Here is a 12,857-nt window from a genome sequence, read left to right on the forward strand (position 1 = left end):
AGAGGTTAGAAGCGAGGAGTAAGAAATGAGAAGTCGTGCGTCAGCAGAAACTTTTCGCTTCTTACCCTTGCCTTCTCACTTCTCGTTTTAACCTATAATCTCCAACCAATGTCGTTCAAAAAGAACAAAAAACTCAATAGCGACTTCCAGAGCGTGACAATCAGCCTGGCATCGCCCGAGTCTATTTTGGAGAGTTCCTACGGCGAGGTGACACAGCCGGAGACAATCAACTACCGGACTTACAAACCTGAGATGGGTGGCTTGTTTTGTGAGCGCATCTTTGGGCCTGTAAAGGACTGGGAATGTCACTGTGGTAAATACAAGCGTATCCGTTACAAAGGCATCATCTGTGACCGTTGTGGCGTGGAAGTTACCGAGAAAAAGGTACGCCGGGAGCGTATGGGGCACATCGAACTGGTGGTACCCGTTGCGCACATCTGGTACTTCCGGAGCTTGCCCAACAAAATTGGCTATCTCTTAGGTCTTTCGACCAAGAAGCTTGACCAGGTGATCTACTACGAACGCTACGTAGTTGTTCAGCCAGGTGTTAAAGCTGAAGATGGCATTAACCAGCTCGACTTCTTAACGGAGGACGAGTACCTCGATATAATCGACAAACTGCCGAGTACGAACCAGCATCTGGACGACAAAGACCCTAACAAATTCATCGCGAAGATGGGGGCGGAAGCGTTAGAGATGTTGCTGTCGCGTGTGCAGTTAGATGAGTTGTCATACTCACTACGTCACGCAGCGGCTACCGATACGTCACAGCAACGTAAAGCGGAAGCGTTGAAGCGGTTAAAAGTAGTAGAAGCATTCCGGGAGGCAAACGGCCGGATTGAAAACCGTCCTGAGTGGATGGTGATCAAAATGGTACCCGTTATTCCACCCGAACTTCGTCCACTCGTCCCATTGGATGGAGGTCGGTTTGCTACGTCCGATTTGAATGACCTGTATCGTCGGGTAATCATCCGGAACAACCGTTTGAAGCGTCTGATCGAGATCAAAGCGCCAGAAGTAATTCTGCGTAACGAGAAGCGGATGTTGCAGGAAGCTGTCGATTCGCTGTTCGACAACTCGCGGAAGGTAAACGCCGTTCGTTCGGAAGGTAACCGGGCGCTGAAGTCGTTATCCGACATGCTGAAGGGTAAGCAAGGCCGTTTCCGGCAGAACTTGCTGGGTAAGCGTGTTGACTACTCAGGTCGTTCGGTTATCGTGGTTGGTCCTGAATTGAAACTGCACGAGTGTGGTTTGCCAAAAGACATGGCGGCTGAGCTATTCAAGCCGTTTGTTATCCGCAAGCTCATCGAGCGGGGTATCGTCAAAACAGTGAAGTCGGCGAAGAAAATCGTGGACCGGAAAGATCCTGTTATCTGGGATATTCTCGAAAACGTGCTGAAAGGTCACCCAGTTCTGCTGAACCGGGCTCCAACGCTGCACCGTTTAGGTATTCAGGCTTTCCAGCCGAAGCTGATTGAAGGTAAAGCTATCCAGCTTCACCCACTCGTTTGTACAGCTTTCAACGCTGACTTTGACGGTGACCAGATGGCCGTTCACGTGCCGCTGGGCCAGGAGGCTGTGCTTGAAGCTTCGCTGCTGATGCTTGCGTCGCACAATATTCTTAACCCTGCCAACGGTGCGCCGATCACGGTACCATCGCAGGACATGGTGTTAGGGCTATATTACGTAACGAAAGGACGTAAGAGCACACCTGAATATCCAATTGCCGGTGAAGGTATGACGTTCTATGGTGCCGAAGAGGTAATCATCGGTATCAATGAAGGTAAAGTTTCTAAGCACGCCAATATCAAGTGCCGGGTGAAAGTCCGGGACGAAAACGGCGAGCTGGTTGAGAAAGTAATTGACACAGTAGCGGGTCGGTTGTTGTTCAATCAGGCTGTACCGGAAGAAGTTGGTTATATCAACGAACTGCTGACGAAGAAAAAGCTGCAACAAATCATTGCACTTATCTTCAAAATCTCGGGTGGAGCACGGACTGCTCAATTCCTGGACGAAATCAAAGAACTAGGGTTCCAGATGGCGTTTAGAGGTGGCTTGTCTATTGGTCTGAGCGACGTAATGATTCCTGATGCAAAACAAGGACTCGTTGAGGAAGCGAAAGCCGAGGTACAAGGCGTATGGGATAACTACCTGATGGGTCTTATCACCGAAAACGAGCGCTACAACCAAGTTATCGATATCTGGACGCGGGTGAACTCCCGGTTGACCGAGACGCTGATGAAGCAGCTTGAAGCCGATCAGGGTGGTTTCAACTCAATCTACATGATGATGCACTCGGGTGCCCGTGGTTCCCGTGAGCAGATTCGTCAGTTGGGTGGTATGCGTGGTCTGATGGCTAAGCCGCAGAAAAACCTGCAAGGTTCAGTTGGTGAGATTATCGAAAACCCAATCCTGTCGAACTTCAAAGAAGGTCTCGACGTATTGGAGTACTTCATCTCAACCCACGGTGCCCGGAAAGGTCTGGCCGATACGGCTCTGAAAACGGCCGATGCTGGTTACCTGACCCGCCGTCTGCACGACGTAGCGCAGGATGTCATTATCAGCGAAGATGATTGTGGCACGTTACGTGGCCTGCAAGTGTCGGCGCTGAAAGATAATGAAGATATTGTTGAGCCACTGTCTGAGCGTATTCTCGGTCGGACAACGGTTCACGACATATACGATCCGCTCGAAAAAGACGAAAACGGCAAGCCCGTCCTGATTATTGGTTCTGGTGAACTAGTAACCGAAGAGGTAGCCGCCCGTATCGACGAAACGAGCATCGAAACAGTCGAAATTCGTTCGGTATTGACGTGCGAATCGCGGCAGGGTGTTTGCGCCAAGTGCTACGGTCGTAACCTGGCCTCAGGTCGCATGGTCGACATTGGTGAAGCAGTTGGTGTAATTGCTTCGCAGTCGATTGGTGAGCCCGGTACGCAGTTAACGCTACGTACGTTCCACGTTGGTGGTACGGCTTCTAACATCGCGGTTGATGCGTCTATCAAGGCGAAATTTGATGGTCTGATCGAGTTCGAAGAAATGCGGACGGTTGAGTCGGAAGATAACGAAGGCAACCCACAGACGGTCGTTATGGGCCGCTCGGGTGAAGTTCGGATTGTGAACCCGAACGACCGCAACGTAGTCCTGATCAGTAATAACGTGCCTTACGGTGCATTCCTGCGGGTGAAGGATGGCGATATGGTGAAGAAAGGCGACGATATTTGCGCCTGGGATCCCTATAACGCCGTTATCCTATCTGAATTGACAGGTACGTTGACGTTCGACGCGATTGAAGACGGCATTACCTATCGTGAAGAGTTCGACGAACAGACGGGCTTCCAGGAAATGGTGATCATTGAAAGCCGCGACAAAGCGAAGAACCCGGCTATCGTTGTACAAGGCACGACGACCTTAGCGCTGCACTTGCCTGACGCTGATGCGAGTGGCAAGCTGCAGAAGAGCTACAACTTACCGGTTGGCTCACGTCTGGTCGTAAAAGAAGGACAATCGATCAAAGCGGGTCAACCGCTGGCGAAGATCCCTCGTAACGTTGGTAAGACTCGTGACATCACGGGTGGTCTGCCACGGGTAACGGAGTTGTTCGAAGCTCGTAACCCGTCGAACCCTGCCGTTGTCAGTGAAATTGACGGTGTTGTTACGTACGGTACGATCAAGCGTGGTAACCGTGAGATCTTCATCGAGTCGAAAGACGGTACGAGAAAGAAGTATCTGGTGCCGCTGTCGAAGTTCATCCTTGTCCAGGACAATGACTTCGTACGGGCTGGTGCTCCGTTGTCTGACGGTGCCATTACGCCAAGTGACATTCTGGCCATCAAAGGTCCAACCGCGGTTCAGGAGTATCTGGTAAACGAAATTCAGGAAGTATACCGCCTGCAAGGGGTAAAAATCAATGATAAGCACATCGAAGCCATCGTGCGCCAGATGATGCAGAAAGTTGAAATCATCGACTCAGGTGATACCAATTTCCTTGAAGGACAAGTTGTCGATAAGTGGGCGTTCCGCGAAGAAAACGACAAGGTGCTTGACGCCAAAGTGGTTATGGACGCTGGTGACTCGACCAACTTCAAACCCGGTATGATCGTGACGAGCCGTCAGCTGCGTGATGAGAACTCAAGCCTGAAACGTCGTGATATGGCCCTTGTGACTGTTCGTGACGCCATGGCTGCCGTATCTCAGCCAACGCTGATGGGTATTACGCAATCATCGCTGGGTACGGATAGCTTTATCTCAGCTGCTTCCTTCCAGGAAACAACGAAGGTGTTGAGCGAAGCGTCGATTCGTGGAAAGCGTGATACGCTCGATGGATTGAAAGAGAACGTAATTGTTGGGCACCTGATTCCTGCCGGAACCGGTATTCGACGCTACCAAGGCTCGATTGTAGGTTCGAAAGAGGAGTTGGATACCATCACCGAGTCTCGCGAACAATTTGCCCGCACTAAGAAACGGGCTACTGTTTAATTGTGTTAGCTCAAATACATGCCAAACGCCCCAGCCAAGTTGGTTGGGGCGTTTTCATAGCCATACCTTTGTTTAAAAACCTTTTTTATGCAATCAGAACAACAAAATCCAGAAGGTTCGATTGACGTTGAGTTGAGCGAAGAAATCGCCGAAGGCGTTTACGCGAATCTGGCTATGATTGCTCACTCAAACAGTGAGTTTATTTTAGATTTCATCCGGTTGATGCCAGGTGTGCCAAAAGCAAAAGTAAAAGCCCGTATTATCCTTACGCCTGAACATGCAAAGCGCTTATTGGAGGCTCTAAAAGAAAACGTAAGCCGGTATGAGGAAGCTTACGGTGGCATTAACGAACCCAATAATACGTTCCGCTTTCCAGGGGGCGGTTTTAGTGGACCAGTTGGTCAGGCTTAGTACATCATAGTTCCTGTTTTGATCAGTTTCAATAAAGCATAACCCCTGCGTAAATAGGCTATAAGCTTGGCTATTAACGGACTTTTTCTTATCTTTGCACCTCAAAATTCGGGAAGACTATTTTTTTGTAAACAAATTTAAAATGCCTACCATACAACAATTGGTGCGTAAAGGCCGCGAAAAGCTTGAATTCAAGTCGAAATCGCCGGCTTTAGATGCCTGCCCACAACGTCGGGGTGTGTGTACGCGTGTGTACACAACGACGCCGAAGAAGCCGAACTCGGCGCTTCGGAAAGTTGCTCGGGTTCGTTTAACGAACCAGAAAGAAGTAAACGCCTACATTCCAGGCGAAGGCCACAACCTGCAAGAGCACTCAATCGTGCTGATTCGCGGTGGCCGGGTTAAGGATCTGCCGGGTGTTCGCTATCACATCGTACGGGGTGCTCTGGATACGGCTGGTGTAAACGGTCGTCTGCAAAGCCGCTCGAAATACGGCGCGAAGCGTCCAAAACCAGGTCAGGCTCCAGCCGGTAAAGGTGCGCCAGCAAAAGGCGGTAAAAAGAAGTAATTTAATTTAACTGGGCGTTGGAACACTTGTGTAAAGTGGGCTGCGTTCAGAGTAAGATCAAAAATCTGAAGCAATCATGAGAAAGGCGAAACCGCCCAAGCGTTACGTATTACCTGATCCTAAATACAAGGAGGTTCTCGTAACCAAATTTGTAAACAACCTGATGTACGAAGGCAAAAAGAGCCTGGCGTACGGTATCTTCTACGATGCACTTGACGTGGTAGCAAAACGCACGAGCGAAAGTGGTCTGGATACATGGAAAAAAGCGTTAAACAACGTAATGCCATCGGTTGAAGTAAAAAGCCGTCGCGTTGGTGGAGCTACCTTCCAGGTGCCAACCGAAGTACGGGCAGACCGGAAGGTCGCGGTAGGCATGAAATGGCTGATCCGGTATGCTCGTTCGCGGGGCGAAAAAACAATGGTTGACCGCTTAGCAGCTGAGATCATCGCTGCCTCGAAAGGGGAGGGTGCCGCTGTGAAGAAGAAAGACGATACGCACCGTATGGCCGAAGCCAACAAGGCGTTCTCGCACTTCCGGTTCTAATTACCATCTGATCAAAGTCCCGGTGATCAACAAATTCATAAAAGCCACTCAACATTGGGTGGCTTTTGTTGTTGTCAAGCTATGGTAACTCTGGAAAACGACCTTCTTCGTATCGCTGTACAGCCTAAAGGAGCTGAACTAACGTCAATCTTTGACAAAATAGCTGGAATAGAACATCTATGGCAGGCTGATCCGAGCGTCTGGCCCTGGCATGCTCCAAACCTGTTTCCGGTGGTTGGCGGACTTTTAAACAACCAACTACTTATAGATGGGAACCCATACCCGATGGAACGCCACGGATTTGGACGCCATTCGGTTTTTGAGATTACTGAATCAACCGGTACGCACGCGGTTTTTTCGCTACGATCGAATGACACTACGTATGCGGTGTATCCGTACAAGTTTCTGTTCCAGATCATTTATGAGCTATCCGGCTCAAGTTTGAGTGTTACGTACCGGATTCTAAACGAGGATAACAAAACCATGTTCTTTTCGGTAGGTGCTCATCCCGCTTTTGCGGTACCGTTTCAAGCTGGTGATACCTATGAAGATTATTATCTTGAGTTTGACAAGCCCGAAGCGTTAGCAACGCACATGCTTTCGTCGGGTGGTTACTTCACGGGCGATGTTAAATCTGTACCTACTGAATCAGGTAACCGGCTTCGATTAACAAAGCATTTGTTTGATCAGGATGCGCTGGTCTTTAAGAATTTATCGTCTCAGCGTGTCTCCATCCGCAGCGACAAACATGCACAAGCTGTAACGGTTGCATTTAGTGGGTTCCCGTATTTAGGCGTATGGGCTAAACCAGGTGCCTCGTTTGTGTGCATTGAACCCTGGTTAGGTTGCGCTGATAGTGAAGGGCCTCAACTTCCAATAGAAAAGAAAGAAGCTATCCAACACGTTGAACAAGATAGCGTATTTGAAGCGACGTTTGTCATTTCGATTGGCTAACTGTTACGTTGCTGCAATGATAAAAAGAAGGCCTGCTATACAATTTATAGCAGGCCTTCTTATGTATTCAGCGAGGTTATCTACTGGGTTTCTTCCAAAGGCACAAAGTCTTTAAACGTTCGTTTAATAGCCTTGTCGGTTGCTTCTTTCTTGCTTTGCCAGTTCGCATCCAGCTCTAAGGCCACCAGACCGCTCAAACTCATCGAGTTACGGAAATCATCAAGCTTCTTCACAAATTCGCCACTACGTCGGGAGGATTTAAGCGAGAATTCACGCGAGAATACGTCACCTTTGTTCTGTAGTTCGTTACGCTTGCCTAATACGTAATTGTAGCGGTCCATCAACTCCTTCATCGACTTCCCGATCACTTCGGTGGCTTCGAGCGTCCCCATGGTCAGCACCGCAGTACCACCAACGGCAGATACATATTTCGATTGCTCCGGATTGACAACCGGCGCGACACCCGTAATTGCCCCCAGCGACGCGTTGGCCACCGACCGGTTACGCTTACCGCTTTTTGCTTTTTTGTAATCGTGTTTAAGCTGTTCTTCTTTCTCGCTTAACTGCTGAACCAGTCCCCAGGCCTGCACCAGTAGTTGTCGATATTGAGTGTATAGATACCGGTCTTTTTCGGCTTCATTTACCGTATTAAACACCGTAAAGGTGATTCGACGTTCCTCGCGGTTCTGTGCCTTATCCAATACGTAGAACGTTATCTGAGTACTTAACGAGTCATAAGGGTCTTTAACAAAGTCGTAGCCCGGTTGCCAGATAAATTCGTACTGATTCTCGGTATTCTTGACTAAGGCTGTTTTGGGGATTTGCTGATTGTCCGACAAAAAACCAAAGGCTGTTACGTCGTCGTCACCGTTCGGATCAGACAAGTAAAACTTCAGGTTAACCGTGGCGTTCTCGCGCAGCCGGTAATGCGTTTCTTTCGGTATTACGGCGATATCGGGCGGCAAATCCATCTGAGTGATCTCAACTTTCAAGCGGCCTTTAGTACGCGCTTTTGATGGCTGATCTTCTACCCAAAACTCGATGTACTGTGAATTAACCTGTTTTAACCGGTTAAATTGATTCTGGGATAGCAACCAGCTGAATTCGCCCTGCGAAGTAAGTTTACTACCCTCGGGCATCTGATCGACGATAGGAATAAATACGATGGGGTCCCCGTCATCATCACGAACCATCTGGGCGTCCATCTTATACGTATTCTGCGTGCGGTACCGTACGTAGAACGGACGTAGTTCGCCAATGGTAGGCGGCCGGTTAACGTGCAGAATCTTAAAATCAATGGTTTGTGAAGCCGATTGACCACGTTGGTTACGTACCTCAAAAATTACAGGGCAGATTTTAGTCGTATTAATGCGATCGGCCAGGTCATAGCTGGGCGTCCAGCTAAAATGACCCAAAGAGTCTAAATGCATGTTCTCCTGCTTATCAGAACTGAGCGAAAACCGGAGCGTATCGCCAGGGGCACCCACCGCTTTTATATCGAACCGGATTGCACTACCTTCAGGAATAACATTCCAGTTTGGTTGCGTAGGAAAAACGAGCTGAATTGATTTTGACTCTTGTGCATTACTGCTGAAACTAAGTATATTAATCAGCAAATACATGACACTACCGGCAATTCGGGTCATAGGCAATGATCTGATAGTGGTCTGTTTTGAAGAACGTAAAAGTAAGGCTAAGATTTTACAGGCAGAGGTATAGACGCTGTAATTTGTTTTTTTCTTAGTTAAAACCTCACTTTCTGCCTACAAAATTATCTTTTTTCTAGGTCACTCTAAACAAAAAGCCCCTCCGGGTAGAGGGGCTTTTCCAGATAACAAATTAAAACTAGTTCTTCTTGGGAGCTGGAGTGCTGCCTCCGGTGGTAGCTGGCTTGTTAGCCGTAGTTGTGGCTGCCTTAGCAGGATCAATACCTAACTTCTTCAAAACTAACTCCGTGATGTTGTTCTCTTCAGGAGCTACTAACAGAATAGGAATGGTATTCGCACCGGCATCGAGGTTGAAAACGTACTGATAGCCATTGTCTTTAGCCACGGCATCAATCGCCTTCTGAATCTTCTGCACCACTGGGTTCACTAACTGCTGATATTTGGTCTGCAGCGATTGCTCCGCCGTACGGCCAAACTCCTGAATACGAGTTTGCAAACCCTGCAATTCCGTTTCGCGGTCTTTGCGAATTACGTCCGACATTTGGGCTGCGCCTTTTTCGTAAGCACCGTATTTGTCTTCCAGCTCTTTCGTCATCCGCTTCAGTTCATTTTCTGACTGCGTACGCTGAATTGTCAGCTGGTTCTGAATATCTTTAGCTTCTGGGGTTTGAGCCAGGACGTAATCAATATTGGTATAGCCTAACTTCAGCGGGCCGGCTGCGGTTGTGGCAGGCGTCGTTGGGGTCGGGGCTTGTGCCTGTGCGTTTAAACCGCCCAACAAGAGGGCTGCAGCAAACGCCATGACGAGGTTTTTCTTCATTTGAAATAGATTGTTTGTATTACTTCGGTTTTGTGGTTGCTTTGTTTGCCGGATTATTTCCCGCCGTAGGCTTACTGGCTGCGTCTAAGCCCAATTCCTCCATGACGTAATCCGTGTAGTCGTGTCTTGGATTTGTGTAGAGCATAACAAAATCAGACGCCTTATCGAACATAAAGTCTAATTTTTTTTGCAAAGACACTTTCTCAATCGCCCGGTTCACCAGCTCCATCGGAGCCTTCATCAGTTCTTTCTTTTTCTCAAAAAGTAAGCCCTGATAGCCAAATACCTTGTTATTATAATCCCGTGCTTCGCGCTCTTTATCGCTAAGAACACGTTGCCGTTCGCGCTTCATCTCTTCAGTAAGCAGAATCTCTTCGGCCTGATAAGCGCGCTGCATTTTCTCGAGGTCAACGTACTTATCCTGAATGTCTTTCGACCATTTGTCCGTAAACTTATCAATCTCGCTCAATGCCTTTTGGTACTCGGGCATCTTGCTGAAAATGAACTCGGTGTCTACGTATCCAAACTTCTGCGCTCTTGCGGGAGTCGTCAGCCAAACGGCACACAAAAGTACAAAAAATAAGGCTTTTTTCATTATTAGCCGTCTAATTTTTACGGGAAGTGATTGATTGTCAGTTTGAATCTTCGCCGTGCCGCTTTTAGTAATTTGATTAAAAAACGACCCGAACGTTTAATGAGTTCTTAACAAAATCAGGACTTTTCACCAATTTGTTTTGGTAAGAACGTTCGGGCCGTCGCTAATCTTATCTGAACTGCTGGCCAATCGTAAAGTGGAACTGGCCTGCCGCTTTGTCTTTAACGCCCGGAATCTTGTCGAAGCCGTAGCCGTAGTCAATCCCAATCAGTCCGAAAGCAGGCATGAAAATACGGGCACCGAAACCAGCCGACCGTTTCAGGTCAAACGGATTATACTGCTTATAGGTACCCCAGTTGTTACCGGCTTCGAGGAAGCCCAGCACGAAGATGGTGGCGGATGGGTTCAGCGAAACGGGGTAACGTAGTTCGGCAACAAACTTGTTGTACACCACACCGCCCTGGCTGCGTGAGTTGGCATCCACAGCCCGATCGTAGTCGGCAGTATACACGCTACGATCGTCATACCCGCGTAAGCCAATGATGTCCTGAGCGAGCGCAAACTGTCCCTGACCGGCCAGGCCTGATCCACCTAACACAAAGCGCTCGAACGGACCGATGTTGGTACGTTTGTTATAGCTGCCCAGGAAGCCCATGTGGGCTCGTGTATTCAAGACCAGCTTACCGAATACCGTCTGGAACCAGCTGGCGTCAAACATCCATTTGTGATACTCCACAAACTTGTATTTATCCTCCGGCTTTTCGGGAGTGGTTGTCGCCGTCTTAAACGCTGAATAGGGTGGCGTAAACGAACCACTTAAGCTGAACGACGAACCAGAACGTGGAAACTGGGGATTGTCGATGCTGTTCCGGGCAATGGTCGTATTGAGCGTAATGTTGTTCGAGATTCCGTCTTTATAGCCGATGTAGAACAAGTCGAGGTTGTTCAGATCGTACCGCTGGAATGACAACGAATGGCTTAACGTAAAGAAGTCATCGGGTACCTTCAACTGCCGACCCAGACCAATTGTTATTGCTGTGTTGGTATACGATCCGGTTGGTGTACGACCTTGCAAGCTTCTATAAATGCTGTATGGGTCAAGTGGGTCGTAGAACGTCTTATAGACCGTGTGGCTCGCGCTTACCGATAAGGCATTGGGCTTACGACCGCCCAGCCAGGGTTCGGTAAACGATAACGAGTACACCTGGTACTGCGCGCCGTTCGCCTGGAAGCGCAGTTGTACGCGCTGACCATCACCGGCCGGCAGCGGACGCCAGGCGCTGAAGTTCGGAATGTTGCGGGCCGAGAAGTTATTGAACGTTAAGCCGAGCGTACCGACAAAGCCGACGTAGCCACCCCAGCCACCCGAGAGTTCAATCTGGTCGGAAGGTTTCTCTTCAACGCTGTATTCAATATCAACTGTACCGTCGTTTTGCGGCACGGGGTTAATCCCAATTTTTTCAGGATCGAAATAACCGAGGGTCGCTAATTCACGTTGCGTCCGGATCAAATTGGTTTTTGAGAACTTCTGACCAGGCAGCGTCCGGATGGTACGCATCACTACGTGGTCGCTGGTTTTCGTATTCCCGTTCAGGATAATCCGGTTAATTGTCGCCTGCTTGCCTTCGAAAATACGTACTTCAAGATCAATCGAGTCGCCGTCAATCGCTTTCTCAACAGGCTGCGCGTTGTAGTACAGATAGCCGTCGTCCATGTACAGCGAACTCAGATCCTGTCCTGGATTTCCATTTAGCTTTTTCTCTAAATCTTCCGGGTTATATACGTCGCCTTTGGCAATGCCCAAAACCTCCCGGAGCCGGTCGGCCTTATACAGATAATTGCCCGAGAAGTCGATATTGCGGTAGTAGTATTTCCGGCCTTCGTTAACGTTGATATTGAGCGAAATAGCATCGCTACCCGTATTGATAACGGTATCGCTCTCGATCATGGCGTCGCGGTAGCCAAGCTTGTTGTAGTATTCAATCAGTTTCAGCTTATCTTCTTCGTACTTTTTAGGCACGAACTTCGACGGACTGAACAGACGGCCAAAGCGCTTTTCTTTGGTGCTCTTCATCTTCATCCGAACGGCTGATTCCTCGACCTCCTCAAGGCCTTCAAAGGTAATCTTGGCAATTTTTACCTTCTGTCCTTTGTCGACCAGCACGCGCATGGTTGCGTTGTTCCGGGCGCTGTCGGGTATGGTGGTAATCTTAACCTTTGTATTCAGGAAGCCCTTATCAACGAAAAACTTCCGGACGGCCAGCTGCGTATTCTTCGTGATGGTATTGGTAACGATCTTACCCAGGTTCAGCTTTACCTTATCTTTTAACTGGTCCTGCTCGCCTTTTTTAACGCCGAGAAAACTAACCTTGTACAGCCGGGGCCGTTCGCGCACCCGGAACATCAGCGCTACTTTTCCTTCGCCCGATGGCGTAGCAAATAACTCAACATCGTCGAGCAGACCTGACTCCATCAGCTTACGTACCGATGAGCCGTTCGCTTCGCCGGGGAGCCGAACTTTGTCGCCTATTTTCAGGCCTGACAAAGAAACCAGCGAATTTGGGTCGAGGTAACGAGTGCCCGTAATGGTTAAGCCAGTGATCTCGTATTCTTTGGGACTGGCATAATTCAACAGCTCGTTCGAGTCGGTAGATAGGTCGGTACCTCGTCCGACGCCGACGCGTACCTGTGCCTGAGCAGGAAACAGGGCCAGGAGCAACAGAACTGCTCCTAAAATGACTTTTATACGGTGTTCCAAGTTGTGGTACGTGTTAATCGTTGATTGGGCGGATTCTTTATCGACTTAAACAGTCGCCAAC

At 48.9% G+C, this 12,857-nt stretch carries 9 protein-coding genes; 5 read left to right on the plus strand and 4 right to left on the minus strand.

What is annotated here, in order from left to right; translation table 11 throughout:
* Window positions 1–108 precede the first annotated feature (108 nt).
* The 5 genes from rpoC (at window position 109) to ACYVIY_RS00925 (ending at window position 6,956) form a co-directional block, all read left to right on the plus strand.
* Window positions 109–4,479: a DNA-directed RNA polymerase subunit beta' gene (gene rpoC / locus ACYVIY_RS00905; RefSeq protein ID WP_460974356.1), complete on the plus strand. Its 4,371-nt coding sequence runs from the start codon at window positions 109–111 to the stop codon at window positions 4,477–4,479.
* 87 nt (window positions 4,480–4,566) lie between these two features.
* On the plus strand, window positions 4,567–4,890 hold the full coding sequence (locus tag ACYVIY_RS00910; protein WP_460974357.1) for a DUF3467 domain-containing protein: 324 nt from the start codon (window positions 4,567–4,569) through the stop codon (window positions 4,888–4,890).
* A 142-nt stretch (window positions 4,891–5,032) separates the two neighbouring features.
* Window positions 5,033–5,458 carry a 30S ribosomal protein S12 gene (rpsL, locus tag ACYVIY_RS00915; RefSeq protein WP_381523172.1) on the plus strand — a complete coding sequence of 142 codons (426 nt, stop codon included), beginning with the start codon at window positions 5,033–5,035 and terminating at the stop codon, window positions 5,456–5,458.
* A gap of 76 nt (window positions 5,459–5,534) precedes the next feature.
* Entirely contained in the window at window positions 5,535–6,002 is a 468-nt protein-coding gene (gene rpsG / locus ACYVIY_RS00920; protein ID WP_460974358.1) for a 30S ribosomal protein S7, read from the plus strand.
* Between the two features lie 81 nt (window positions 6,003–6,083).
* Window positions 6,084–6,956 carry an aldose 1-epimerase family protein gene (locus ACYVIY_RS00925; RefSeq protein ID WP_460974359.1) on the plus strand — a complete coding sequence of 291 codons (873 nt, stop codon included), beginning with the start codon at window positions 6,084–6,086 and terminating at the stop codon, window positions 6,954–6,956.
* An 80-nt stretch (window positions 6,957–7,036) separates the two neighbouring features.
* Here ACYVIY_RS00925 and ACYVIY_RS00930 read toward each other — a convergent pair whose 3' ends face one another.
* From ACYVIY_RS00930 to bamA, 4 genes are all read right to left on the minus strand, one after another.
* Window positions 7,037–8,602, minus strand: a complete 1,566-nt coding sequence (locus tag ACYVIY_RS00930; protein ID WP_460974360.1) for a hypothetical protein — start codon at window positions 8,600–8,602, stop codon at window positions 7,037–7,039.
* 199 nt (window positions 8,603–8,801) lie between these two features.
* Window positions 8,802–9,443: an OmpH/Skp family outer membrane protein gene (locus tag ACYVIY_RS00935; protein ID WP_460974361.1), complete on the minus strand. Its 642-nt coding sequence runs from the start codon at window positions 9,441–9,443 to the stop codon at window positions 8,802–8,804.
* A 19-nt stretch (window positions 9,444–9,462) separates the two neighbouring features.
* Window positions 9,463–10,038: an OmpH/Skp family outer membrane protein gene (locus ACYVIY_RS00940; protein WP_460974362.1), complete on the minus strand. Its 576-nt coding sequence runs from the start codon at window positions 10,036–10,038 to the stop codon at window positions 9,463–9,465.
* Between the two features lie 169 nt (window positions 10,039–10,207).
* Window positions 10,208–12,796 carry an outer membrane protein assembly factor BamA gene (gene bamA, locus ACYVIY_RS00945; RefSeq protein WP_460974363.1) on the minus strand — a complete coding sequence of 863 codons (2,589 nt, stop codon included), beginning with the start codon at window positions 12,794–12,796 and terminating at the stop codon, window positions 10,208–10,210.
* Window positions 12,797–12,857 lie beyond the last annotated feature (61 nt).

The organism is Spirosoma knui, assembly GCF_054780635.1.

Coding starts and splice junctions, on each gene's coding strand:
- rpoC (WP_460974356.1), top strand. CDS start 109: ATGTCGTTCAAAAAGAACAAAAAACTCAATAGCGACTTCCAGAGCGTG.
- ACYVIY_RS00910 (WP_460974357.1), top strand. CDS start 4,567: ATGCAATCAGAACAACAAAATCCAGAAGGTTCGATTGACGTTGAGTTG.
- rpsL (WP_381523172.1), top strand. CDS start 5,033: ATGCCTACCATACAACAATTGGTGCGTAAAGGCCGCGAAAAGCTTGAA.
- rpsG (WP_460974358.1), top strand. CDS start 5,535: ATGAGAAAGGCGAAACCGCCCAAGCGTTACGTATTACCTGATCCTAAA.
- ACYVIY_RS00925 (WP_460974359.1), top strand. CDS start 6,084: ATGGTAACTCTGGAAAACGACCTTCTTCGTATCGCTGTACAGCCTAAA.
- ACYVIY_RS00930 (WP_460974360.1), bottom strand. CDS start 8,602: ATGACCCGAATTGCCGGTAGTGTCATGTATTTGCTGATTAATATACTT.
- ACYVIY_RS00935 (WP_460974361.1), bottom strand. CDS start 9,443: ATGAAGAAAAACCTCGTCATGGCGTTTGCTGCAGCCCTCTTGTTGGGC.
- ACYVIY_RS00940 (WP_460974362.1), bottom strand. CDS start 10,038: ATGAAAAAAGCCTTATTTTTTGTACTTTTGTGTGCCGTTTGGCTGACG.